At 72.6% G+C, this 23,198-nt stretch carries 25 protein-coding genes; 18 read left to right on the top strand and 7 right to left on the bottom strand.

The window, feature by feature from the left end:
- The first annotated feature begins 250 nt into the window (after positions 1–250).
- The 4 genes from alr (at position 251) to ABZ924_RS32580 (ending at position 3,587) form a co-directional block, all read left to right on the top strand.
- Positions 251–1,393, top strand: a complete 1,143-nt coding sequence (alr, locus tag ABZ924_RS32595) for an alanine racemase (protein WP_361917948.1) — start codon at positions 251–253, stop codon at positions 1,391–1,393.
- Between the two features lie 32 nt (positions 1,394–1,425).
- Positions 1,426–2,637 carry an alpha/beta hydrolase gene (locus ABZ924_RS32590; RefSeq protein ID WP_361917945.1) on the top strand — a complete coding sequence of 404 codons (1,212 nt, stop codon included), beginning with the start codon at positions 1,426–1,428 and terminating at the stop codon, positions 2,635–2,637.
- 46 nt (positions 2,638–2,683) lie between these two features.
- Complete coding sequence (gene tsaE, locus ABZ924_RS32585; protein ID WP_361917957.1) at positions 2,684–3,151, top strand: tRNA (adenosine(37)-N6)-threonylcarbamoyltransferase complex ATPase subunit type 1 TsaE; 468 nt, start codon at positions 2,684–2,686, stop codon at positions 3,149–3,151.
- Positions 3,152–3,293: 142 nt separating this feature from the next.
- A complete protein-coding gene (locus tag ABZ924_RS32580) occupies positions 3,294–3,587 on the top strand; it encodes a hypothetical protein (protein ID WP_361917942.1) in 294 nt (97 codons plus the stop codon).
- Between the two features lie 95 nt (positions 3,588–3,682).
- Here the strand turns inward: ABZ924_RS32580 and ABZ924_RS32575 are convergent, their stop codons facing one another.
- On the bottom strand, positions 3,683–4,240 hold the full coding sequence (locus ABZ924_RS32575; RefSeq protein ID WP_361917939.1) for a hypothetical protein: 558 nt from the start codon (positions 4,238–4,240) through the stop codon (positions 3,683–3,685).
- Between the two features lie 169 nt (positions 4,241–4,409).
- Here ABZ924_RS32575 and tsaB point away from each other — a divergent pair, with 169 nt between their 5' ends.
- The 5 genes from tsaB (at position 4,410) to ABZ924_RS32550 (ending at position 7,702) form a co-directional block, all read left to right on the top strand.
- Positions 4,410–5,072 (top strand): tRNA (adenosine(37)-N6)-threonylcarbamoyltransferase complex dimerization subunit type 1 TsaB, encoded by a 663-nt coding sequence (gene tsaB / locus ABZ924_RS32570; RefSeq protein WP_361917936.1) that lies wholly within the window; start codon positions 4,410–4,412, stop codon positions 5,070–5,072.
- A 17-nt stretch (positions 5,073–5,089) separates the two neighbouring features.
- Positions 5,090–5,584 carry a ribosomal protein S18-alanine N-acetyltransferase gene (gene rimI, locus ABZ924_RS32565; RefSeq protein ID WP_361917954.1) on the top strand — a complete coding sequence of 165 codons (495 nt, stop codon included), beginning with the start codon at positions 5,090–5,092 and terminating at the stop codon, positions 5,582–5,584.
- Positions 5,577–6,725 carry a tRNA (adenosine(37)-N6)-threonylcarbamoyltransferase complex transferase subunit TsaD gene (gene tsaD, locus ABZ924_RS32560; protein ID WP_361917933.1) on the top strand — a complete coding sequence of 383 codons (1,149 nt, stop codon included), beginning with the start codon at positions 5,577–5,579 and terminating at the stop codon, positions 6,723–6,725. Before rimI ends, tsaD begins: the two co-directional genes overlap by 8 nt.
- The gene (locus tag ABZ924_RS32555) at positions 6,725–7,006 is read left to right on the top strand and encodes a hypothetical protein (RefSeq protein ID WP_361917930.1); all 282 of its coding nucleotides are present in this window, start codon (positions 6,725–6,727) and stop codon (positions 7,004–7,006) included. Before tsaD ends, ABZ924_RS32555 begins: the two co-directional genes overlap by 1 nt.
- A 72-nt stretch (positions 7,007–7,078) precedes the next feature.
- Positions 7,079–7,702, top strand: a complete 624-nt coding sequence (locus tag ABZ924_RS32550; protein WP_361917927.1) for a hypothetical protein — start codon at positions 7,079–7,081, stop codon at positions 7,700–7,702.
- On the opposite strand, the gene ABZ924_RS32545 is transcribed toward ABZ924_RS32550, so the two are convergent.
- Positions 7,689–9,215 carry a methyltransferase domain-containing protein gene (locus tag ABZ924_RS32545; RefSeq protein WP_361917924.1) on the bottom strand — a complete coding sequence of 509 codons (1,527 nt, stop codon included), beginning with the start codon at positions 9,213–9,215 and terminating at the stop codon, positions 7,689–7,691. The genes ABZ924_RS32550 and ABZ924_RS32545 overlap by 14 nt on opposite strands.
- A 178-nt stretch (positions 9,216–9,393) precedes the next feature.
- On the opposite strand from ABZ924_RS32545, the gene ABZ924_RS32540 reads away from it, so the two are divergent.
- The 3 genes from ABZ924_RS32540 to ABZ924_RS32530 all read left to right on the top strand — a co-directional run bounded on the left by ABZ924_RS32540 (position 9,394) and on the right by ABZ924_RS32530 (position 11,658).
- The gene (locus ABZ924_RS32540) at positions 9,394–10,263 is read left to right on the top strand and encodes a polysaccharide deacetylase family protein (protein ID WP_361917921.1); all 870 of its coding nucleotides are present in this window, start codon (positions 9,394–9,396) and stop codon (positions 10,261–10,263) included.
- Positions 10,260–11,147 carry a polysaccharide deacetylase family protein gene (locus tag ABZ924_RS32535; RefSeq protein ID WP_361917918.1) on the top strand — a complete coding sequence of 296 codons (888 nt, stop codon included), beginning with the start codon at positions 10,260–10,262 and terminating at the stop codon, positions 11,145–11,147. Before ABZ924_RS32540 ends, ABZ924_RS32535 begins: the two co-directional genes overlap by 4 nt.
- 154 nt (positions 11,148–11,301) lie before the next feature.
- Positions 11,302–11,658, top strand: a complete 357-nt coding sequence (locus ABZ924_RS32530) for a hypothetical protein (RefSeq protein WP_361917915.1) — start codon at positions 11,302–11,304, stop codon at positions 11,656–11,658.
- Here the strand turns inward: ABZ924_RS32530 and ABZ924_RS32525 are convergent.
- A complete protein-coding gene (locus ABZ924_RS32525) occupies positions 11,642–13,048 on the bottom strand; it encodes an FtsW/RodA/SpoVE family cell cycle protein (RefSeq protein ID WP_361917912.1) in 1,407 nt (468 codons plus the stop codon). The genes ABZ924_RS32530 and ABZ924_RS32525 overlap by 17 nt on opposite strands.
- 349 nt (positions 13,049–13,397) lie before the next feature.
- On the opposite strand from ABZ924_RS32525, the gene groES reads away from it, so the two are divergent.
- On the top strand, positions 13,398–13,706 hold the full coding sequence (gene groES, locus ABZ924_RS32520) for a co-chaperone GroES (protein ID WP_360635802.1): 309 nt from the start codon (positions 13,398–13,400) through the stop codon (positions 13,704–13,706).
- A gap of 114 nt (positions 13,707–13,820) precedes the next feature.
- Entirely contained in the window at positions 13,821–15,452 is a 1,632-nt protein-coding gene (gene groL, locus ABZ924_RS32515) for a chaperonin GroEL (protein WP_361917909.1), read from the top strand.
- Positions 15,453–15,584: 132 nt separating this feature from the next.
- Here groL and ABZ924_RS32510 read toward each other — a convergent pair whose 3' ends face one another.
- From ABZ924_RS32510 to ABZ924_RS32500, 3 genes are all read right to left on the bottom strand, one after another.
- Positions 15,585–16,274 (bottom strand): ester cyclase, encoded by a 690-nt coding sequence (locus tag ABZ924_RS32510; protein WP_361917906.1) that lies wholly within the window; start codon positions 16,272–16,274, stop codon positions 15,585–15,587.
- Between the two features lie 93 nt (positions 16,275–16,367).
- Complete coding sequence (locus ABZ924_RS32505) at positions 16,368–17,141, bottom strand: SDR family NAD(P)-dependent oxidoreductase (RefSeq protein ID WP_361917903.1); 774 nt, start codon at positions 17,139–17,141, stop codon at positions 16,368–16,370.
- A gap of 118 nt (positions 17,142–17,259) precedes the next feature.
- Positions 17,260–17,928 carry an MOSC domain-containing protein gene (locus ABZ924_RS32500; protein ID WP_361917951.1) on the bottom strand — a complete coding sequence of 223 codons (669 nt, stop codon included), beginning with the start codon at positions 17,926–17,928 and terminating at the stop codon, positions 17,260–17,262.
- A 90-nt stretch (positions 17,929–18,018) separates the two neighbouring features.
- On the opposite strand from ABZ924_RS32500, the gene ABZ924_RS32495 reads away from it, so the two are divergent.
- Positions 18,019–18,972, top strand: a complete 954-nt coding sequence (locus ABZ924_RS32495) for a LysR family transcriptional regulator (RefSeq protein ID WP_361917900.1) — start codon at positions 18,019–18,021, stop codon at positions 18,970–18,972.
- An 83-nt stretch (positions 18,973–19,055) separates the two neighbouring features.
- Here the strand turns inward: ABZ924_RS32495 and ABZ924_RS32490 are convergent, their stop codons facing one another.
- Positions 19,056–19,382 carry a WhiB family transcriptional regulator gene (locus ABZ924_RS32490; RefSeq protein ID WP_361917897.1) on the bottom strand — a complete coding sequence of 109 codons (327 nt, stop codon included), beginning with the start codon at positions 19,380–19,382 and terminating at the stop codon, positions 19,056–19,058.
- A 379-nt stretch (positions 19,383–19,761) separates the two neighbouring features.
- Here ABZ924_RS32490 and ABZ924_RS32485 point away from each other — a divergent pair, with 379 nt between their 5' ends.
- The 3 genes from ABZ924_RS32485 (at position 19,762) to guaB (ending at position 22,994) form a co-directional block, all read left to right on the top strand.
- Positions 19,762–20,373, top strand: a complete 612-nt coding sequence (locus ABZ924_RS32485) for a response regulator transcription factor (RefSeq protein ID WP_003948568.1) — start codon at positions 19,762–19,764, stop codon at positions 20,371–20,373.
- 339 nt (positions 20,374–20,712) lie between these two features.
- A complete protein-coding gene (locus tag ABZ924_RS32480; protein WP_361917894.1) occupies positions 20,713–21,342 on the top strand; it encodes a sigma-70 family RNA polymerase sigma factor in 630 nt (209 codons plus the stop codon).
- A gap of 146 nt (positions 21,343–21,488) precedes the next feature.
- Complete coding sequence (gene guaB / locus ABZ924_RS32475; protein WP_361917891.1) at positions 21,489–22,994, top strand: IMP dehydrogenase; 1,506 nt, start codon at positions 21,489–21,491, stop codon at positions 22,992–22,994.
- Positions 22,995–23,198 lie beyond the last annotated feature (204 nt).

The raw sequence follows: 23,198 nt of genomic DNA, 5'->3' as shown, positions 1-23,198 counted from the left end.
CCGTGCGCTTCGCGCCCGGTGCGCTCAAACGCCGCGCGGGCTGGATTTTCCAGCCTCGCCGGCGTTTGAGGCGCGGGGTCCGGGGCGGAGCCCCGATCTTTGACGGGTCCGGGCGGAGCCCGGTTTCGGGAAGGGGCGGGGTGGGGAACGGCTCCGCGCAGCGGCGGCGGCCGGGCCGGGGCCGGGGGCGACGCGCCACCAGGGGGTTGCCCTGCGGGCGGCCGGGCCGGGCTCTGAGAGACTGTGGGCGATGAACGAGACAGCCACGCGCGTGTACGCCGAGATCGATCTTGACGCCGTACGGGCCAACGTCCGCGCCCTGCGCGAACGGGCGCCCCGTGCCGCCCTGATGGCCGTCGTCAAGGCGGACGCCTACGGCCACGGCGCCGTCCCCTGCGCCCGCGCGGCCCAGGAGGCCGGCGCGACCTGGCTCGGCACCGCCACCCCCCAGGAGGCGCTCGCCCTGCGCGCGGCCGGCATCGGCGGCCGGATCATGTGCTGGCTGTGGACCCCCGGCGGGCCCTGGCAGGAGGCCGTAGAGGCCGACATCGACGTGTCCGTCAGCGGGATGTGGGCGCTGGAGGAGGCGCGGGCCGCCGCCCGCGCGGCCGGCCGCCCCGCCCGGATCCAGCTCAAAGCCGACACCGGCCTCGGCCGCAACGGCTGCCAGCCCGCCGACTGGGCGGAGCTCGTCGGCGCGGCGGTCGCCGCCCAGGCCGAGGGCACCGTCCGGGTCACCGGCGTCTGGTCCCATTTCGCCTGCGCCGACGAGCCGGGCCACCCCTCGGTCCCGCTCCAGCTCGCCGCGTTCCGCGACATGCTCGCGTACGCCGAGAAGGAGGGCGTGGAGCCCGAGGTCCGGCACATCGCCAACTCGCCGGCGACGCTGACCCTCCCCGAAAGCCACTTCGACCTCGTGCGCTGCGGCCTCGCCGTCTACGGCGTCTCGCCCGCACCCGAGCTCGGCACCCCGGAGCAGCTCGGACTGCGGCCCGCGATGGCCCTCAAGGCCACCGTGGCCCTGGTCAAGACGGTGCCCGCGGGCCACGGCGTCAGCTACGGCCACCACCACGTGACCGACAGCGAGACCGTTCTCGCGCTGATCCCGGCCGGGTACGCCGACGGGATCCCCCGGCACGCCTCCGGCCGCGGCCCCGTCCTCGTCGGCGGCGGCGTCCACCGCGTCGCCGGGCGCGTCGCCATGGACCAGTTCGTCGTCGACCTCGGCAGCGACGGCGGCCGGGTCCGCGCGGGCGACGAGGCCGTCCTCTTCGGCAGCGGCGCCCACGGCGAGCCCACCGCCGAGGACTGGGCTCAAGCGGCGCACACGATCGCGTATGAGATCGTCACCCGTATCGGCGCGCGGGTACCCCGGGTGTACCGCAACGCTTGACGGCCGAGTGCTGACTGCTGAGTGAGGACGGCGTGAGCGAGAACTGGCGCAGGGCCGGCTGGGCCGGAGCGGCCATCGGCGTGATAGCCGCGGGTGCGGCGGCCGGTGTCGCCGTCGAACGGATCACGGTCGGCCGCGGCATGCGCCGCAAGGCGCGCGTGGCCCTCGACGCCACCGGCGACTACGGCTCGCTGCGCGGAACCCCGGGCGCCGCCTACGCCGAGGACGGCACCGAGCTCCACTACGAGGTGGACGAGCTGCCCGAGGAGCCCGCCAAGCGCCAGCGCTCCCGCCCGCGGCTGCGCCGCAAGGCCGCGGCCCCGCCGACGGTGGTGTTCTGCCACGGCTACTGCCTCGCCCAGGACTCCTGGCACTTCCAGCGCGCCGCCCTGCGCGGCACGGTCCGCGCCGTGTACTGGGACCAGCGCAGCCACGGCCGCAGCGCCCGCGGCTTCGCCCAGGCCGACGGCGAGCCGGCGACCATCGACCAGCTCGGCCGCGACCTGAAGGCGGTCATCGACGCCGCCGCCCCCGAGGGCCCGCTGATCCTGGTCGGCCACTCCATGGGCGGTATGACGATCATGGCGCTGGCCGAGCAGTTCCCGGAGCTAGTCCGCGACCGCGTCCTCGCCGTGGCCCTGGTCGGCACCTCCAGCGGCCGCCTCTCCGAGGTGACGTACGGGCTGCCCGCCGTCGGCATGGGGGCCGTACGCCGGATCCTGCCGCCCGTCCTGAAGGCGCTCGGCTCGCAGGTGGAGCTGGTCGAGCGGGGCCGGCGGGCCACCGCCGACCTGTTCGCCGGCATGATCAAGATGTACTCGTTCGGCGCGCCCCGCGAGGTGGATCCGGGCGTCGCCCGCTTCGCCGAGCGGCTCATCGAGGCCACCCCGATCGACGTGGTCGCCGAGTTCTACCCGGCGTTCCAGACCCACGACAAGACGGACGCCCTCCAGCGGTTCGCGGACATCCCCGTCACGGTCATCGCCGGGGACCACGACATGATCACCCCGGCCGCGCACAGCCAGGCCATCAAGGACGCGCTGCCGGCCGCCGAGCTGGTGGTCCTGGAGCGGGCCGGGCACCTGATGATGCTGGAGTACCCGGAGACGGTGACCGGGCTGCTGACCGAGCTGTTCGCGCGCACCGGTGCGGTGCCCGCAGCGGCTAACGTTGGCGGACATGGAAGAAGCACCGCTGGAACCGCCGGCAACCCCCCGCAGCCCGGCACCGCAGCCGGGACCTGAGGCCCCCGCCGCCCAGGCCCGCATCACCGTCGACTCGCCCGGGGCGATGCAGGAGCTCGGCCGCAGCATCGCCGGCCTGCTGCGCCCCGGCGACCTCGTCCTGCTGACCGGCGAGCTCGGCGCGGGCAAGACCACGCTGACCCGCGGGCTGGGCGAGGGGCTCGGCGTGCGCGGTGCCGTGACCTCGCCGACCTTCGTCATCGCCCGGGTGCACCCGTCGCTGCGCGGCGGGCCGGCGCTGGTGCACGTGGACGCGTACCGGCTCGGCGGCGGGCTGGAGGAGATGGAGGACCTGGACCTCGACGTCTCGCTGCCCGAGTCCGTGGTCGTCGTGGAGTGGGGCGACGGCAAGGTGGAGGAGCTCTCCGAGGACCGTCTGCACGTGGTGATCGCACGCGCCGTCGGGCACGAGGAGGTCCTCGACGACGTGCGCGAGGTCTCGGTGCGCGGGATCGGCGCCCGCTGGGCCGCACCGGACGCGCTGGGGGCCCTGGCCACCGCAGCGGCGGGCTGAGCGTACGGAACGGGACGCGCGGGAAAACGTACCGACAACCCGTCGGGAAACGTATTGCGCCGACAGAGGCGTACGTGGTGACATGGTACGGAGGGCTGGTTAGGCCTACCTAAGTACGGCCGGCCCGGGCCAGGAGGCAGCCATGTCGGCAGGAGCACCCGGAGCAACCGCACCGCGCGACCCCCGCCCGTCCGCCGTGCCGATGGGGGCGCTGCTCGCGGCCGGTGCGGCCGCGACCGCCGTGTCGACCCCGCCCGCGCGGGTCCGCCGCGCCGGGGCCGACGCCCCGCAGGGGCCCGACCGTCCCGGACCCGCCCGTCCCGGACCCGGCTGTTCCGCATCCGGCCGTTCCACGCCCTCCCCGGCCGCATCCGGTCCGGCCGGGGCGCCCGAGGGTGTCGGCGAGCAGGCCGCCCCGGAGTCCGAAGCGGCCTGAGTCACGGCCTGAGTCACGGCCTGAGTCACTCGTCCGGCCCCGTCACACCGTGTCCTCCGTCCGGGTGAACCCCGCCCGGAGGTCCGGTTGCGGCATCAGGGCAGGACGACGACCTTCGCGTTGATCGTCGCAAACGCCCACATCGCATCGCCGTCGGCCCGCGTCATCCGGATGCCGCCGGTCTTCCTGGTCGGGTCGGGCTGCGGCATCTGGCCGTCCACGCGCGCACTGAAGCCGATCACGATGCCCTCGGCGGTGGCGAAGCGCACCACGTGCTCGACCGGCACCCCGTCGGAGCCGGTGACCGACCCCGCGCGCGAGCTCACCAGATACGTGCCCGGCTTGGGGTGGGCCGTGCTCGGCATCACCGAGAACGACTTCAGCTCCCGCCCGTCCTCGCCCACCAGCCACACCCGGCGCAGGTTCACCGAGTACACGACGCGCGCGCCGGTGCCGGAATCGGCCGGCAGGGCCGCCGGCTTCTGCGCCTCGGGGCCCGGCGCGGCCGGGGCGTTGGAGGGGGCCGCGGCCCGCGGGGCCTCCTTCACGGGGTGCGCGGGCGCGGTCGCGGACGCCTGGTAGCCGAGGAAACCGACCGCGGCGAGCGCCGCGACGGTGAGCCCGGCCACGATTCCCGAGCTGCTGCGTGCCACCTTGCTCCACCTCTCCGCGCTCCGACGCGCTGCCCCTGTACCGGGGCCGCCCGCAGGGCTGTGCGCGCCCGCGGCCCGACCCCGGCCGATACCTGGGTCGAAGGTAGCAGCCGGGGTGCCCGGCGACCGGCCGCGAGGGCCCGGGGCCGGGGAGTCGTAGGCTGTTCGCGTGCTCTTGCTCGCCGTAGATACCGCCACGCCCGCCGTCACCGTCGCCCTGCACGACGGGGACTCCGTCCTCGCCGAGTCCCACCAGGTCGACGCCCGCCGCCACGGGGAGCTCCTGCTGCCCTCGGTCGACAAGGTCCTCGCCGAGGCCGGGCTGAAGCTCGAGGCCCTCACCGGCATCGTCGTCGGCGTCGGCCCGGGCCCCTACACCGGGCTGCGCGTCGGCCTCGTCACCGCCTCCACCTTCGCCTCCGTCCTCGGCATCCCCGTGCACGGCCTGTGCACCCTCGACGGCCTCGCGTACGCCGCCGGCGCCGCCGGGATCGAGGGCCCCTTCACCGTCGCCACCGACGCGCGGCGCAAGGAGGTCTACTGGGCGCGCTACGAGGACCCGCTGACCCGGGTCGGCGAGCCCGCCGTGGACCGCCCGGCCGAGATCGCCGAGCGGGTCGCCGGGCTGCCGGCGGTGGGCCAGGGCGCGCTGCTCTACCCGGAGGTCTTCACCGACGCCCGCGGCCCCGAGCACCAGAGCGCCGCCGCCCTCGCGGGCCTGGCGGTGCGGAAGCTGGCGGCCGGGCAGGAGTTCCTGCCCCCGACGCCGCTGTACCTGCGCCGGCCCGACGCGCAGGTGCCGAAGAACTACAAGGTGGTCACCCCGCAGTGACGGCAGTACTGCGCGAGATGCGCTGGTGGGACATCGAGCCCGTGCTGGAACTGGAGCAGGAGCTGTTCCCCGAGGACGCCTGGTCCGCCGGAATGTTCTGGTCCGAGCTCGCCCACGCCCGCGGCCCGCACGCCACGCGCCACTACGTGGTGGCCGAGGACGAAGGCACGGGCCGCCTCGTCGGGTACGCCGGGCTGGCCGCCGCCGGCGACCTGGGCGACGTACAGACCATCGCGGCCGCGCGCGACCAGTGGGGGACCGGGCTCGGCGCCCGGCTCCTCACCGACCTGCTGCGCGCCGCCACCGCGTTCGAGTGCGCCGAGGTGCTGTTGGAGGTGCGGGTGGACAACACCCGTGCGCAGAAGCTCTACGAGCGCTTCGGCTTCGAACCGCTCGGCTTCCGCAGGGGCTACTACCAGCCCGGCAACGTCGACGCGCTCGTGATGCGCCTTTCCGATCCCGCACACTCCGTCCCCGCGGACGGACCCGTACAAGGTGAGACCCATGGCTGACGAACCCCTCGTCCTCGGCATCGAGACCTCCTGCGACGAGACCGGCGTCGGCATCGTCCGCGGCACCACCCTGCTGGCGGACGCGGTCGCCTCCAGCGTCGACGAGCACGCCCGCTTCGGCGGCGTCGTGCCCGAGGTGGCCTCCCGCGCGCACCTGGAGGCGATGGTCCCGACCATCGAGCGCGCCCTGAAGGAGGCGGGCGTCACCGCCCGCGACCTCGACGGCATCGCGGTCACCGCCGGACCCGGCCTCGCGGGCGCGCTGCTGGTCGGCGTGTCGGCGGCCAAGGCGTACGCGTACGCGCTCGGCAAGCCGCTGTACGGGGTGAACCACCTGGCCTCGCACATCTGCGTGGACCAGCTGGAGCACGGGCCGCTGCCCGAGCCGACGATGGCGCTGCTGGTCTCCGGCGGGCACTCCTCGCTGCTGCTCGCCCCGGACATCACCTCCGACGTACGGCCGCTGGGCGCGACCATCGACGACGCGGCGGGCGAGGCCTTCGACAAGATCGCGCGCGTGCTGCAGCTGGGCTTCCCCGGTGGCCCGGTCATCGACCGGCTGGCCAAGGAGGGCGACCCGAAGGCGATCAACTTCCCGCGCGGGCTGACGGGTTCGCGCGACCCCGTGTACGACTTTTCCTTCTCCGGGCTGAAGACGGCTGTCGCCCGCTGGATCGAGGCCAAGCGGAACGCGGGCGAGGAGGTGCCGGTGCGGGACGTGGCGGCGTCCTTCCAGGAGGCCGTGGTGGACGTGCTGACGCGCAAGGCGATCCGCGCGTGCAAGGACGAGGGCGTGGACCACCTGATGATCGGCGGCGGTGTCGCGGCCAACTCCCGGCTGCGGGCGCTGGCGCAGGAGCGCTGCGACAATGCGGGCATCATCCTGCGCGTGCCGCGCCCCAAGCTGTGCACGGACAACGGTGCGATGGTGGCGGCGCTGGGCGCGGAGATGGTCAAGCGGAACCGTCCGGCCTCGGACTGGGGCCTGTCGGCGGACTCCTCGCTGCCGGTGACCGACCCGCACGTGCCGGGTGCCTCCGGCGGGCAGGGCGAGGAGCACGGGCACGGCCACAGCCACGGGCACGGTCATGCGCACGACCACGACCACGTGCACGAACTCAGCAAGGACAACCTGTACTGATGTCCACCGTCGCGCTGATGTGGGAAGCCCGGGCCGCCGACGGCCGGGGCAACGAGCTGCTGGAGTGGGCCCGTTCGCAGGCCCTGGAGCTGGAGCGCGATCCGGTGCGGCGCGAGGTGTTCCGGGCCCCGCACGACCGGGTGCTGGTCATCACCTGGTGGGAGGCGGCCGACGGGCCGGCCGGGGAGTTCCCCGAACTCCCCGAGCCCGCCGCCGATCTGATCACCCGTCCGGTGCACCGCTGGCGGTTCGAGTCGGTGGAGGCTGCGGGCCGGGCCTGAGCGACGGGGTCGGCCCGGCCGGCCGGATCCCGGTTCGGGATCCGGCGGCACCGGCCGGATATGGTCATGTGCATGCCTCGCCGTGACCTGCCGCCCCCGCCGCCGTCCGCGGACCTGCGCCCCTGGCTGGACGAGACCGCCGTACGGGCCGACCGGGCACGCATCCTGCAGGAGCTGGGCCGGCTCAGCCTGGGCCCGGGCCGACTGCTGCTGCTCTGGGCCGTCGCCGCGGTCTTCGCGCTCGGCTGGTCCTTCGTCGGCATGGCGCTGATGTCCTTCGAGACCCCCGAGCCGCTCTCCGCCGTCTTCGGGATCGTCTTCGCGGCCCTGGGGGCGGGCGTGCTCGTCCCGGCCGGGTTCTGGTTCGCGCGCGGCGCCCGCCGCGACCGGGAGGTGCGCCGGCTGCTGCACGCATGGGCCGCCTGCGACCACGACCCGGCCGCCGACGCCCGGCTGCGCGCGCCGGGGCTCAGCCTGACCTGGCTGCTGGCCTCCTTCGTACCGGCCGCGCTCGGGCTGTACGTGGCCTTCGCCGCCGCGGCCTCGGCCCGGCCGGGGGAGACCACGTACGGCGAAGTGGCCTACTACATGGGTCTCGGCATGGTCCTGTGGATCACGGGCCTGCTGGGCCTGGCCAAGGCCGGCGCGCACTACCGGTGGGCGGTGCGCGCCGTACGCCGGCCTACGGGGCGCTGACCGGCGAGCCGATCAGCATCGAGGGGGCGCCCGCGACGCGGGTCAGGAACACGGTCGCCGCGTGCGGGCCCTGCGGCTTGACCTTCTTGCGGAGCTCCTCCGGCTCGATGGCCGAGCCGCGCTTCTTCACCGTCAGGATGCCGACCTCGCGCTCGCGCAGCAGCGCCTTGAGCTTCTTCAGGCCGAAGGGCAGCACGTCGGTGATCTCGTACGCGGTCGCGTAGGGCGTTGCGATCAGCTCGTCGGCGGTGACGTAGGCGATGGTGGGGTCGATGAGGCGGCCGCCGAGCCGTTCGGCGACCTCCGCGACGAGGTGGGCCCGGATGACGGCCCCGTCGGGCTCGTACAGGTACCGCCCGACGGGCCCGACCGGGGCCTCGACCATCGGCCCGGAGCGGCGGAGCGTACGCGGCCCGGGCAACAGCGTGGCCCGCACCACGGCCCCCCGGCCCGCCACCGCGTCCGGCCCGCCGGCCGGGGATGCAAGGCCGCTCCGGGTCGGGGCTGCCTGCGGCGCCGGTCCCCTGCCCGCCCTTCCCCCGTTCCCCGGGCTCCGCCCGGACCCGGCCGACCCGGCTACGCCGTCCGGCGCTGCGCCCGTGGCCGGCCTGTCGGCCGGGTCGCCGGTTTCGGTGGCGGGGCCGGTGTCCGGGGCCGCTCCTGCGGTCGCCCCGGCGTCCCGGGCCGGCCCGGAATCGGCCCGCCCGGCGACGCCGTCCGGCGCCGCGGCCGCCGCCTCGCCCGTGGTCGGGCCGTCGGCCGGGGCCGTGGCCCGGCCGGCGGGGGCGGGGTCGGGGGTGCCGAACCACAGGACGGCTTCCTTTACGTCGCCGTGGTCGGAGATCCATTCCGCTTCGGCGCCGGCGGGGACCGCCTCGTGGGGGATGCCGGGGGCGATCTTGATGGCGGCGGTCCCCGCCGCGCGGGCCGTCTCCACCGCCCACGACAGCGGCGGCGAGTAGGACTCGGGGTCGAAGATGCGGCCGCGGCCGCCGCGCCGGGCGGGGTCGATGAAGACGGCGTCGTAGCCGGTGGTGTCGACCGTGGTCACGTCCGCCTCCCGGACCTCGATCAGCTCCGCCAGCCCCAGCGCCTCGGCGTTGGCCCGGGCGACCGCGGCGGTCAGCGGGTCGCGGTCCACGGCCAGGACCCGGATGCCGAGCCGGGCCAGGGCCAGGGCGTCCCCGCCGATGCCGCAGCACAGGTCGGCGACGCTGCGCACGCCGAGCGCCGCGAGCCGCCCCGCCCGGTACGCGGCCACCGCGGCCCGGGTGGCCATCTCCGCGCCGCCGGGGGTGAAGTACATCCGGAACGCGTCCTCGGCGCCGAACTTCGCCACCGCCCGCTGCCGCAGCCGGGCCTGCCCGAGGGCGGCGGAGACCAGGTGCGCCGGATGGTCGCGGCGCAGCCGGGTGGCGACGGCGAGCTCCTGGGCCGGGTCGTGGTCGCGCAGGGAGTCCAGGAGGGCGCGGCCCTCGGGGGTCAGCAGGTCGGCGAAGTCTTCGGGCGTCACCCGTTCATTGTCGGCCAGTGTGGGCCAGCCGGTGGAAGGTCGCCGTCCGCCCGCGGTGTCGACCGGGCGGCGCACGCACGCGGTGCCAGGATGCGCAGCTATGCAGCTTGTACGACAAAAGGGACATAGGACGCTTCACGGTCGCCGGCGCGGAGCCGGCCCGCGCGGCCGGACCGGGGTGGCCCTGGCCGCCCTGCTGGTCGCCGCCCTGGGAACCGCGTGCGGCTCCTCCGCGGAGTCGGGTTCACCCGACCGGACCAAGCCCGTCAAGGGCGCCGAGGCGGCGGGCGCGCCCGCCGCGCCCCTCACCCCCGAGGAGCGCAAGGCCGCCCGGCAGTCCGTGGTCGCCGCGGCGAAGAAGTGGAAGCTGGCCAAGCCGCCGCTGGACGCGCCGTCGGCGCCCAAGCCGAAGCCGGAGATCACCACCCGCGACGGCTTCGAGGTCGACGGCCAGGAGAACCTCCCCCCGGTCTTCACGACCGTCCCGACGGAGGACCGGGTCGTCTTCCTGACCATCGACGACGGCGCGGAGAAGGACCCCGAGTTCCTGAAGATGATGAAGGAGCTGAAGATCCCGTACACGGCGTTCCTCAGCGACTACCTCATCCGCGACAACTACGGCTACTTCAAGGAGATGCAGGCCGCCGGCGTCACCCTGGACAACCACACGCTCAACCACCGCTACCTGCCCGCGCTCACGTACGAGCAGCAGCGCGAGGAGATCTGCGGCCAGCAGGACGTCATGCAGAGGCAGTTCGGCAAGCGCCCGGCGCTGCTCCGCCCGCCGTACGGCAACTACAACGAGGACACGCTCAAGGCGGCCAAGTCCTGTGGCGTCAAAGCCGTTCCGCTCTGGAACGCGGAGGCGTTCCCGGACCGGTGGGACTACCGTGAAGGGGACCGGGACCTGCATCCCGGAGATATCATCCTCACGCATTTCCGGGGGCGCGAGGACTGGAAGGGCTCCATGCCTGACATGATCCGTAACGTCATGAAGACCGTCACGGACAAGGGGTATGCCGTGGCCCGCTTGGAGGACTACCTGTGAAGTACGCGCGCCGGTTGACGGCCGGAACGCTGGCGGCCGGCGCGCTCGCCCTGTCCCTGACGGGGTGCGGGAACAGCGTGGACCCGATCGAACGACTGGGCCGCAAGACCACCGACGGGCACGCCACCCCGTCGGCCTCCGCAGCGGCGTCGGCCTCCCCGAGCGGCTCCCCCTCGGCGGCGAGCCCCGGGGACCAGGCGTACAGGAAGTGGGGGCTGAACGCCCCGGTGCAGTTCGCGCCGAAGCCCGCGCAGAAGCCGGTCCTGCCGCCGCCGGCCCCGGGCAAGCCCCAGGTGGTGGACCGAATACCCGTCCCCGCGGGCGAGAAGGTCGTCTTCCTGACCTTCGACGACGGCGCCGAGAAGGACCCCGAGTTCCTGAAGATGGCGGCCGACCTCAAGCTGCCGATCAGCATGTTCCTGACGGACAACATCGCCTCGTCGGACTACGGCCACTTCGAGAAGATCCGCGACAACGGCTCCGGCAGCACCATAAACAACCACACGCTGACCCACCCGAACCTGCGCACCCTGCCCTTCGCGGCGCAGAAGAAGGAGATATGCGGTCAGCAGGAGCGCCTGGAGAAGCGCTTCGGCGCCAAGCCCACCCGCTTCCGCCCGCCGTACGGCAACTACAACGACGACACCCTCAAGGCGGCCGCCGAGTGCGGCATCACGCAGGTCGTGCTGTGGAAGGCGTCGATGCAGATCAACGACTTCCAGTACGCCGAGGGCTCGGGCCTGAAGCCCGGAGACATCATCCTGGCCCACTTCCGCGGCCCCGCCGAGCTCAAGGGCGAGAACGAGGTCCAGATGACCCGGCACATGCTGGAGAGCATCCAGCGCCAGGGCTACCGCATAGGCCGCCTGGAGGACTGGCTCTGACGGGCCGGCGGGCCGCCGGCCGCCCCCGCCGGACCGGGTCGCCCCTTCGGCCGTCATCCGGCCGGGCGCGCAGCGGATGCCGGATGCCGCCGGGCTCGCCAAGCTGCGAGTAACGGCTGCCCGCACCCGTACCCGCACAGACGAGGACCGAGCCATGCACCGCTCGCACCGCTCCCGGTGTATCACCGTCATCGCAGGGGCCTCGCTCCTGCTGCTCACCGCCACGGCCTGCTCGGCCGGCAAGACCACCGTGGGCGAGCTCAGGTTCCGCGCCGAGGACTCGCCGATCGAGGTCACCCACTCGAACACCTCCGTCGAGGGCTGCCACCGCATCCTCCTGCCGCGCGGCGCGGCCCACGTCCACAACGACACGCTGGTCGACGTGGTGCTGTACCGGACGCCGGACTGCAAGAAGTCCGACAAGGCGGACGGCACCTACGTCGCCACCACCCTGTCGAACGACACCGCCCCCGACACCCTGCCCTGGCGCAGCTTCACCGTGGTCCACTGAGCGCGATCACCGGGGTGATCACCGTCTCCACCGGGCCGCGGCTGTCCGCCTCCCGCTGCCGCTCCGCGCTGTCGCTGATGCGCAGCAGCAGGGCGATCATGATCCAGTTGGCCAGCAGGGACGAGCCGCCCTTCGCCAGGAACGGCAGCGCCTTGCCGGTCAGCGGGATCAGCCCGGTCACCCCGCCCGCCACCACGAAGACCTGCAGGGCCAGGGCCGCCGACAGGCCGACCGCCAGCAGCTTGCCGAAGGGGTCGCGGGCGCCCAGCGCCATCCGCAGCCCCCGCTGCACGAGCAGGGCGTACAGGAGCAGGACGGCCATGACCCCGGCCAGCCCGAGCTCCTCGCCCACCGTCGTCAGGATGAAGTCGCTGCGGCCCGCGAACTTGATCAGCTCCGGATGGCCCATGCCGAGCCCCGTGCCCGAGATGCCGCCCGTGCCGAAGCTGAACAGGGCCTGCGCGGACTGGTCGGAGTTGACCCCCGGCGGCCGTTCCTTCCAGTAGTACGACAGCGGGTTGAGCCAGGCCGCCACGCGCGCCTTGACGTGGGGCTCCGTGGAGCCGACCACGAAGGCGCCCCCCGCGGCCATGAGCAGGCCGCACACGATCCAGCTCGTGCGCTCCGTGGCCACGTACAGCATCACCACGAAGACGCCGAAGAAGATCAGGGAGGTGCCGAGGTCCCGTTCGAAGACCAGCACCAGCAGCGAGAGGATCCACACCGTGACGATGGGCGCGAGCTGGCGCATCGGGGGCAGCCGCATGCCCAGGAACTTCCGGCCGGCCAGGGCCAGGGAGTCGCGGTGGATCACCAGGTAGCCCGCGAAGAAGACCGCGATCATGATCTTCACGAACTCGCCGGGCTGCGCGGAGAAGCCGCCGACGACGATCCAGCGCTTGGCGCCGTAGGTGTCCGCGGGGGAGAAGGCCGGCGCGATCAGCAGCACGAGCGCGACGGCCATGGTGAGGAAGATGAACCGCTGGAGCAGCCGGTGGTCGCGCAGCAGCGCCACTACCAGCAGGCAGGCGGCGACCCCGATCACCGTCCACACCAGCTGGCCGGGCGCATTGGCCTCGGCCCCGTACTGCTCGATGTAGGACTGGTCGAGCCGATGCAGCAGGACGAGCCCGAGCGCGGACAGCAGCATGGCCAGCGGGAGGATCAGGGGATCCGCGTACGCCGCGAACCGGCGCACGCCGAGGTGGGCCACCAGCGCCAGCAGGGTGAGGCTGATGGTGAAACCGGTGAGGTTCGCCGGGAGCTCGCCGCCCAGGGCGAGGCTCGCGCTCGCGTGCCCGAGGACGGCGATGCCGATGACGAAGACGAGCAGCAGCGCCTCGGTCCGGCGGCGGGCCCCGGCGGTCGTCAGCGGTCTCAGTCCCCGCACGGCTGTCCGATCCGGTCCCCATTGAGGCGTTTTATCTTCATATCGTGTAAGACGTAAAACAGTGCGCCTAGGTTCCTTCGGGTCCCTCGGAGGGGACCGGAACCGCAGGGTTTCGGCCGTGTGTGGCCGGGGAGTGCTGTGGGTGCGCTCCGAATCCGGGACTCGGACGGAGCGTGTTGGCACTCCGCTTGACCGAGTGCTAATCGCCGGAATAGTCTCGCACCTGGCACTCGCCCCCGGTGAGTGCCAACACAGCGACGGGCAGGTCCGGCACCCGCGACGACGGATCCACCTGGTCGCCACCTCAGACAGTTAACCCCGTGAGATCTCCGAAGGGGGAGGTCGGATCGTGACGACCGCCAGCTCCAAGGTTGCCATCAAGCCGCTTGAGGACCGCATCGTGGTCCAGCCGCTCGACGCCGAGCAGACCACGGCCTCCGGCCTGGTCATCCCGGACACCGCGAAGGAGAAGCCCCAGGAGGGCGTCGTCCTCGCCGTGGGCCCGGGCCGCTTCGAGGACGGCCAGCGTCTCCCGCTGGACGTCAACGTCGGCGACATCGTGCTGTACAGCAAGTACGGCGGCACCGAAGTGAAGTACAGCGGCGAGGAGTACCTCGTCCTCTCGGCTCGCGACGTGCTCGCGATCATCGAGAAGTAATTCGCTTCACCAGCACTGCTTTGAGCTGCGCCCCTGGTCACCCCGCTGATTGCCGGGCGGCGAGGGGCGCGGTTCGTTGAAACCCGAGTTTTCCGAGAGGGCTGAACCGCTCCCATGGCGAAGATCCTGAAGTTCGACGAGGACGCCCGTCGCGCCCTCGAGCGCGGCGTCAACAAGCTTGCCGACACGGTCAAGGTGACGATCGGCCCCAAGGGCCGCAACGTCGTCATCGACAAGAAGTTCGGCGCCCCCACCATCACCAACGACGGTGTCACCATCGCCCGCGAGGTCGAGCTGGACGACCCGTACGAGAACCTCGGCGCGCAGCTGGTGAAGGAGGTGGCGACCAAGACCAACGACATCGCGGGTGACGGCACCACCACCGCCACCGTGCTCGCCCAGGCGCTCGTCCGCGAGGGTCTGCGCAACGTCGCCGCCGGCGCCTCCCCGGCCGCCCTGAAGAAGGGCATCGACGCGGCGGTCAAGGCCGTCTCCGAGGAGCTCCTCGCCACCGCTCGCCCGATCGAGGACAAGTCCGACATCGCCGCCGTGGCCGCGCTGTCCGCCCAGGACCAGCAGGTCGGCGAGCTCATCGCCGAGGCGATGGACAAGGTCGGCAAGGACGGTGTCATCACCGTCGAGGAGTCCAACGCCTTCGGCCTGGAGCTCGAGTTCACCGAGGGCATGGCCTTCGACAAGGGCTACCTGTCGCCGTACTTCGTCACGGACCAGGAGCGCATGGAGGCGGTCCTCGAGGACCCCTACATCCTGATCCACCAGGGCAAGATCTCCTCGATCCAGGACCTGCTGCCGCTGCTGGAGAAGGTCATCCAGGCGGGTGGCTCCAAGCCGCTGCTGATCATCGCCGAGGACGTCGAGGGCGAGGCCCTGTCGACCCTGGTCGTCAACAAGATCCGCGGCACCTTCAACGCGGTCGCCGTCAAGGCCCCGGGCTTCGGCGACCGCCGCAAGGCGATGCTGCAGGACATGGCCACCCTCACCGGTGCCACCGTCATCGCCGAGGAGGTCGGCCTCAAGCTCGACCAGGCCGGCCTGGACATCCTGGGCACCGCGCGCCGCGTGACCATCAGCAAGGACGACACCACCATCGTCGACGGCGCCGGCTCCTCCGACGACGTCCTGGGCCGCGTCAACCAGATCAAGGCCGAGATCGAGGCGACCGACTCGGACTGGGACCGCGAGAAGCTGCAGGAGCGCCTGGCGAAGCTCGCCGGCGGTGTCTGCGTCATCAAGGTCGGCGCCGCCACCGAGGTGGAGCTCAAGGAGAAGAAGCACCGCCTCGAGGACGCCATCTCCGCGACCCGCGCCGCGGTCGAGGAGGGCATCGTCTCCGGTGGTGGCTCCGCGCTCGTCCACGCCGTGAAGGTGCTCGGCGACAACCTGGGCCTGACCGGCGACGAGGGCACGGGTGTCGCGGTCGTCCGCCGCGCCGCCGTCGAGCCGCTGCGCTGGATCGCCGAGAACGCCGGCCTCGAGGGCTACGTCATCACCTCGAAGGTGGCGGAGCTCGAGAAGGGCCAGGGCTTCAACGCCGCCTCCGGCGAGTACGGCGACCTGGTCAAGGCCGGCGTCATCGACCCGGTCAAGGTCACCCGCTCCGCCCTGGAGAACGCCGCCTCCATCGCCTCCCTGCTGCTCACGACCGAGACCCTGGTCGTCGAAAAGCCGGCCGAGGAGGAGGCCGACGGCCACGGTCACGGCCACGGTCACGGCCACAGCCACTGACCCGGTCGCTCACTGAGCACATGAAGGCCCCGGCCTCCACCGCCGTATCCGGCGGTGGCGGACCGGGGCCTTCCCCGTGTGCGGCCCCGTGGTGTGTGGCTCCGTCGTCTGCGGCCCCGCCGTGCGGGGCTGTCACATCGCGCCGAGCTCCCGCATGAGGCGCATGGCGTCGTAGTGCCACCAGCCTTCCTTGATCATCCCGTTCTCGCAGCGGAAGACCGTGGTGCCGGTCATCGTGCAGGTCTTGCCGGTCGGGGCGACGCCCATGAACTCGCCCTTGTGCTTGCCGGTCCAGGTCCACAGGGTGGTGACGTAGTCGTCCTGGGCCGTCTGCGCGTCACGGGTGAAGGAGAAGTCGAAGGCGCCCCGCCACATCTGCACGTCCTCGCGGATGCCCGCGGGCCCGATCTTGTCGACGGGGTTGCTGATGTCGTGGTCGCGGTAGTCGGCCGCGAAGATCTCGCCGACGGCGTCCATGTCGCCCTTCATCGCGATGTCGTCGAACATCCGGTTCACCATCAGGGTGTTGAGGTGCTCGTCGCGTACCACGTCGAGGTTGGTGAACCGCGGCATCCCGTCGCAGAGGGCCACCATCTCCTGGAACATCTTGTCCGTCTCCGGGAGATGAGAGTTCTTCATGGCGTCTTCGTACGACGGGAATTCGACCACGTCGACATAGTGCGTCTCGGCTTCGCGGTCCCGGCCGAGGATGCTGTGCGTCACGGTGCGCCTGCCGCTGGTCTGCTCCAGGTAGCGGTCGAGCAGCTGGTTGACGGCCTCGGGCTTGCTGGTCTCGTAATCGACAATTTGTACGAATGTCATGGCGTCTCCCGGGCTGGAAGGAACACGTCCAGTTTAGGGAGATTTCATCCGTTCGGCCGTTTTGCCGATGCGGGCCGCCCGCCCTCGCCCCCGCTACTGCGGCCCGTACTTGCGGCCCGTCCGCGAGGACAGCCCGCCCAGCAGCCCGCGCGGCGCCAGCTTCACCACACCCATCAGCGCCTTGTACCGCGGGTCCGGGATCGACACCGTCCTGCCGCGGGCCAGGTCGTCCAGGGCCGCGGCCACCAACTTGTCTGCGTCCAGCCACATCCAGCCGGGGATGTTGTCCGTGCCCATGCCGGCCCGCTGGTGGAACTCCGTGCGCACGAAGCCCGGGCACAGCGCCATCAGCCGCACGCCCGACCCCGCCAGGTCCCGCGCCGCGCCCTGGGTGAACTGCACGACCCAGGCCTTGCTGGCCCCGTACGTCCCGCGCGGTACGAACGCCGCCACCGAGGCCACGTTGACCACACCGCCCCGGCCGCGCGAGCGCATCGATTCGGTGGCCGCCGAGGTCAGCCGCAGCACGGCCTCGACGTGCACCTTGAGCATGGCCAGCTCGTCGGCCATGGCCACCTCGAGGTAGCGGCCCTTGTTGCCGAACCCGGCGTTGTTGACCAGGAGGTCGACCGGGTGCGTGCGGTCGCCGAGGCGCTGCTCGACCGCCGCGATGCCCTCCTCGGTGGACAGGTCGGCGGCCAGTACCTCGGCCTCGATGCCGTGCCGGTCGTGCAGCTCCGTGGCCTGTTCGGCGAGCCGCTTGGTGTCCCGGGCCACCAGGACCAGGTTGTGGCCCCGGGCGGCGAGCCGGCGGGCGAAGGCGGCGCCGATGCCCGCCGTGGATCCAGTGATCAACGCAGTCGTCATAGCCGCAACCTAGCCGCCCCGGGCGGCGGGGCGGTGCGGGCCCGCCCTGGCGGTACCACTTCGTCCGCTTTCCTGCCGCCCGCGCGCCGCCGGGGGTCCCGCACGCGTCGCCGGGCGGCTACTTCCCGTATTTCTCGATGTACTTGTGCACCTTCGCGTGGGCCTGAGGCTCCATCGCCGCGCCCGCCGCCAGCGTGCGCGGCAGCAGCGCGCGCTCGGTGGTGAACGCACGGAACCACAGCCCGACCGTCACGTCGTGGTCCGGGCGGCTCAGCACCTCGACCGTGTCACCGGGCGAGACCGGGCCCTCCTGCACCACGCGCAGGTACGCGCCCGGCCGCACCGCCTCGGTGTACCGCTTGACCCAGGCCCGTTCGCCCAGCGCCCCCTGGAAGGTGCGGCACGGGATGCGGGCCGAGGCCACCTCCAGGACCAGCTCCGCGCCGATCCGCCAGCGCTCGCCGAGCAGGGCGCCGTTCAGGTCGATGCCGGAGGTGGTGAGGTTCTCGCCGAAGACCCCGCCGGGCAGCTCGCGCCCCAACTGCCCCTCCCACCAGTCCAGGTCCTCGCGGGCGTACGCGTACACCGCCTGGTGGTCGCCGCCGTGGTGGCGCAGGTCGCAGACGGTGTCGCCCTCCACGCCGCTCGCGCCGACGCCCCTGGGGCCCGGGGCGAAGACGCGGACCGGGCCGGGGACCGGCCGCTTGCCGATGCCCGTCACCCCGTCCTCGGCGTCGGTGTGCTCGGAGGCCGTCGCGCGGCCGGTGTTCACGGAGATCACGTGTATGGGCGCCATGAGAGCACACGCTAGCCCAGCAGCCTCAAAGCGGCACCGGAATATTGGCGCGGCCGTCAAAGCAGGGCTTATGCTCGAAGGGTGATCGAGGCACGTCATCTCCGCGTCCTGCGCGCCGTGGCCGCTACCGGCTCCTTCTCCGCCGCCGCCCGCGAACTCGGCTGCACCCAGCCCGCCGTCTCCCAGCAGATGAAGGCGCTGGAGCAGTCGGCCGGCACCCCGCTGATCGTCCGCGCCGGCCGCGAGATGCGGCTGACGCAGGCCGGCGCCGCGCTGGTCCGGCACGCCGCCGGGATCCTCGCCGGGCTCACCGCCGCCGAGGAGGAGGTCGCGGCCATCGCCGGCCTGCGCGCCGGGCGGGTGCGGCTCGTGTCCTTCCCCAGCGGCAGCTCCACCCTGGTGCCGACCGCGCTCGCCGCGATGCGGGCCGAGCACCCGGGGACCCGGATCTCGCTGGTCGAGGCGGAGCCGCCGCGCTCGGTGGAGATGCTGCGCGACGGCGACTGCGACGTGGCGCTGGCCTTCCGGTACGCGTCGGCCCGGGGTGCGGGCTCGGGTGCGGGCTCGGGTGCGGACGGCGGGCGGGCCGCCGCCGCGGACGCGCCCGCCGAGTGGGACGACCTCGTCGTAAGGCCGCTGCTGACGGACCGGCTCGTCGGGCTGGTCCCCGCCGGGCACCGGCTGGCCGGGGCCGAGCGGGTGGGCATGGCGGAGCTCGCGGACGAGCCGTGGATCGCGGGCTGCCCGCGCTGCCGGCGCCATCTGGTCGAGGTGTGCGAGGACGCGGGCTTCACCCCGCGCATCGACTTCGCCACCGACGACTACCCGGCCGTGGCCGGCCTCGTCGGGGCCGGGCTGGGCGTCGCGGTGCTGCCGGAGCTCGCGGTGGAGTCCGTACGGGCCAAGGGCGTGAGCATGCTGGCCGTGGAGCCGGCCGTCGAGCGCGAGATCGTGGCGCTGACCCTGCCCGACCTGGCCCGCGTACCGGCCGTGGCCGCGACCCTCGCCCAGCTGGAGCGGGCCGCCGTCCGCTGAGGCGCGCCGCTGTCGGGTGCGCGTCCGCGCGGCCGTACGCCAGGCCCGCCCCGGCCAGAGGAAACGTTCCTTCTCTCGCCCCGTCAGTCCGGGGCGATCCGTCCGATCGTGCTCGATGCGGGGATCAGGCGATGGCGCGCGCGGCCCATCAGCTCCTCGCGCTCGTCCTCGGTGAGGCCGCCCCACACCCCGTAGGGCTCGCGGACGGCCAGGGCGTGCGCGGCGCATTCCGAACGCACCGGGCAGCGCATGCAGACCTCTTTAGCCGAGGCTTCACGCGCACTCCTGGCCGCACCGCGCTCGCCCTCGGGGTGGAAGAAGAGGGAGCTGTCGACTCCCCGGCAGGCGGCCAGCAGCTGCCAGTCCCAGAGGTCGGCGTTCGGTCCGGGGAGGCGGGAGAAATCTGCCATGGGTAGTCCTCTTGGTGCCGGTACTGAGACGGATACGGTCCAAGTCTCCACACCTACTGTCGTAGTAGATGTAAATATGACTCATTGGGAATCTAGCCTCAGACACATGCCAAACGGAAGGAAAGCCGCCAAATAGGGCATACCTCCAGATGGAGGACGATTGGCGAGTTGCGCCAGTCGCGTGATCGCGTCCTCACGTAGAGTGCCGAAGGTGTCCGTCCGACCCGTAACTCTTTCGAGTGACCATCGTTGAGAGAGCGAAGGCGGTTGAACCAAGAAGTTCCCGGACAGGTGTCCGAGAGCATCGACCGCACAGGTGACGATACGTACCAGCCTGGAGGCTCAAGGTGACGCGCATCAGCAGCTGCGGAGGGCGGTCATGACTTCCGTCCTCGTCTGCGACGACTCCCCGCTTGCCCGAGAGGCGCTCCGTCGCGCGGTTGCCACCGTGCCCGGCGTCGAGCGTGTGACGACGGCGGCCAACGGCGAGGAAGTCCTCCGCCGCTGGGGTGCCGACCGCTCCGACCTGATTCTGATGGACGTACGGATGCCCGGGCTCGGCGGTGTGGAGACGGTGCGCCGACTGCTCTCGGCCGATCCCGGCGCCCGCATCATCATGCTGACCGTGGCCGAGGACCTCGACGGGGTGGCCCTCGCCGTCGCCGCCGGCGCCCGCGGCTACCTGCACAAGGACGCCTCCCGCGCCGAACTGCGGGCCACGGTGACCCAGGCCCTCGCCGACCCGACCTGGCGCCTGGCGCCGCGCCGGCTGCGCTCCGCCGAGATGGGCGCCGCGCCCACGCTCACCGCGCGCGAGATCCAGGTGCTGGAGGGCATGAGCCACGGCCGGTCCAACGCGGAGATCGGGCGTGAGCTCTTCCTCTCCGAGGACACGGTCAAGACGCACGCCCGCCGGCTCTTCAAGAAGCTGGGCGCCTCCGACCGGGCGCACGCCGTGGCGCTCGGGTTCCGCTGGGGCCTGGTCCGCTGACCGCGCTCCCGCGGGCCGGACGCTGACGGCGGTCCCGTCCGCCGCCGGCGGGCGGGGCGGCGCGCACCGGGCGCGCCGCGTCCGATCCGTATTCGTCCCGTCGCACCCCGTGCGTAGCGGGGGGTTGGCGGGGCACAATCCGGGGGACGTGTCGCTTCGTGCGCGATGCCGCATGCTTGAGGGTGTGGCGCATTTTCTGGGATGGGGCCTCGGGGACTATTCGGGCGAGCGGGAGGGGAGGGCGCAGTGAAGAGTTCAGGCGCACCCGCTCATAACGCTTCGATGCACAACACGGGCCGAGGTGCCGCGAACGCTCCGGCGCCAAGGCACCATGGATTGATGCGCGACGACGAGGCCCTGGGCTCCTCCGCGGCCACAGGGCCCACCGGAGCCGCCAAAGGCGGCAGCGCCGGGGCCGTCAGTGCGCTGGTGCGCCGCGCCGTGGAAGGCGACGAGCAGGCCACACACGACCTGCTCGCCTTCGTGCACCCCCTGGCCATCCGCTACTGCCGCACCCGGCTCTCGCGGCTGCCCGGGGACGCCCGCCACTTCGTCGAGGACCTGGCGCAGGAGGTCTGCGTCGCCGTCCTGATGGCGCTGCCGCGCTACCGGGACACCGGCCGCCCCTTCGAGGCCTTCGTCTTCGCCATCGCCGCACACAAGGTCGCCGACCTCCAGCGGGCCGCCATGCGCCACCCCGGCAGCACGGCCGTGCCCTCCGACGAGATGCCCGAGCGGCCCGACGACTCCCTCGGCCCCGAGGAGCGCGCCCTGCTCAGCAGCGACGCCGCCTGGGCCCGCAAGCTCCTGGCCAACCTGCCCGAGACGCAGCGCGAGCTCCTCGTGCTGCGCGTCGCCGTCGGGCTGACCGCCGAGGAGACCGGCCAGATGCTCGGGATGTCCCCGGGCGCGGTGCGCGTCGCCCAGCACCGGGCGCTCAGCCGGCTGCGGGCACTCGCCGAGCAGTAGCAGCGGGTGGTCCGCCCCCTCCGGAGATCCCTGATCAATAGGAGGAAGCCACGAAAATCGGGAGTGATCTCGCTCGTGGAATGAGACGCCTCCCGATCCCGTTAGCATGGACATCCGCGCTGAGCAAGACCATTTGGGAAGGTGTCATGACTGTCAACTCCGACGGAGTGCCCGACAAATTCGCTGCGCTCGGGCTTACGTACGACGACGTCCTGCTGCTGCCGGGCGCGTCGGACATGGCACCGGACGAGATCGACACTTCCTCCTTCATCTCGCGGAACGTCCGCGTCAACGTCCCGCTGCTCTCCGCGGCGATGGACAAGGTGACCGAGTCCCGCATGGCCATCGCGATGGCCCGCCAGGGCGGCGTCGGCGTACTGCACCGCAACCTCTCCATCGCCGACCAGGCCAACCAGGTCGACCTGGTCAAGCGCTCCGAGTCCGGCATGGTCACCGACCCGATCACGGTGCACCCGGACGCCACGCTGCGCGAGGCCGACGAGCTGTGCGCCAAGTTCCGCATCTCCGGCGTCCCGGTCACCGACCCCGCCGGCAAGCTGCTCGGCATCGTCACCAACCGCGACATGGCTTTCGAGTCGGACCGCAGCCGCCAGGTGCGCGAGGTCATGACCCCGATGCCGCTGGTCACCGGCAAGGTCGGCATCTCCGGGGTGGACGCCATGGAGCTGCTGCGCCGCCACAAGATCGAGAAGCTGCCGCTGGTCGACGACGCGGGCGTCCTCAAGGGCCTCATCACCGTCAAGGACTTCGTCAAGGCGGAGAAGTACCCGAACGCCGCCAAGGACAAGGACGGCCGCCTCCTGGTCGGCGCCGCGGTCGGCGTCGCGGGCGACGCGTACGAGCGCGCCCAGGCCCTGATCGAGGCCGGCGCCGACTTCATCGTCGTCGACACCGCGCACGGCCACTCCCGCCTGGTCGGCGACATGGTCGCCAAGATCAAGTCGAACTCGTCCGTCGACGTCATCGGCGGCAACGTCGCCACCCGCGACGGCGCCCAGGCGCTCGTCGACGCCGGCTGCGACGGCATCAAGGTCGGCGTCGGCCCCGGCTCCATCTGCACCACCCGCGTCGTCGCCGGCATCGGCGTCCCGCAGGTCACCGCGATCTACGAGGCCTCGCTGGCCGCCAAGGCCGCGGGCGTCCCCGTCATCGGCGACGGCGGCCTGCAGTACTCCGGCGACATCGCCAAGGCCCTGGTCGCCGGCGCCGACACGGTGATGCTCGGCTCGCTCCTCGCGGGCTGCGAGGAGTCCCCGGGCGAGCTGCTCTTCATCAACGGCAAGCAGTTCAAGTCCTACCGCGGCATGGGCTCGCTCGGCGCGATGCAGTCCCGAGGCGACCGGAAGTCCTTCTCCAAGGACCGGTACTTCCAGGAGGGCGTGGGCGGCGACGACAAGCTCATCCCCGAGGGCATCGAGGGCCAGGTGCCGTACCGGGGTCCGCTCTCGGCGGTCGTCCACCAGCTGGTCGGCGGCCTGCGGCAGTCGATGTTCTACGTCGGCGGCCGTACGGTGCCGGAGCTCCAGGAGCGCGGGCGGTTCGTCCGGATCACCTCGGCGGGCCTCAAGGAGAGCCACCCGCACGACATCCAGATGACGGTCGAGGCCCCGAACTACAGCCGCAAGGGCTAACGCCCTCCCGACCCTGCCGAGGGGCGGACCCGGACACCCCGGGCCCGCCCCTCGCCCGTTTCTGCCGCCTGCCGCTGCCGTCTGCCGCTGCGCGGAGCCTGTCCCCTCCCCGCCCCTTCCCGAAACCGGGGGCTCCGCCCCCGGACCCCGTTCCGGGCGCTTCGCGCCCGGTGCGCTCAAACGCCGCGCGGGCTGGATTCATCC

This window comes from Streptomyces sp. NPDC046876 (assembly GCF_040645035.1).
In the GTDB taxonomy this organism is placed as follows: Bacteria; Actinomycetota; Actinomycetes; order Streptomycetales; family Streptomycetaceae; genus Streptomyces.
This window is presented reverse-complemented; position numbering and strand designations above follow the sequence as displayed.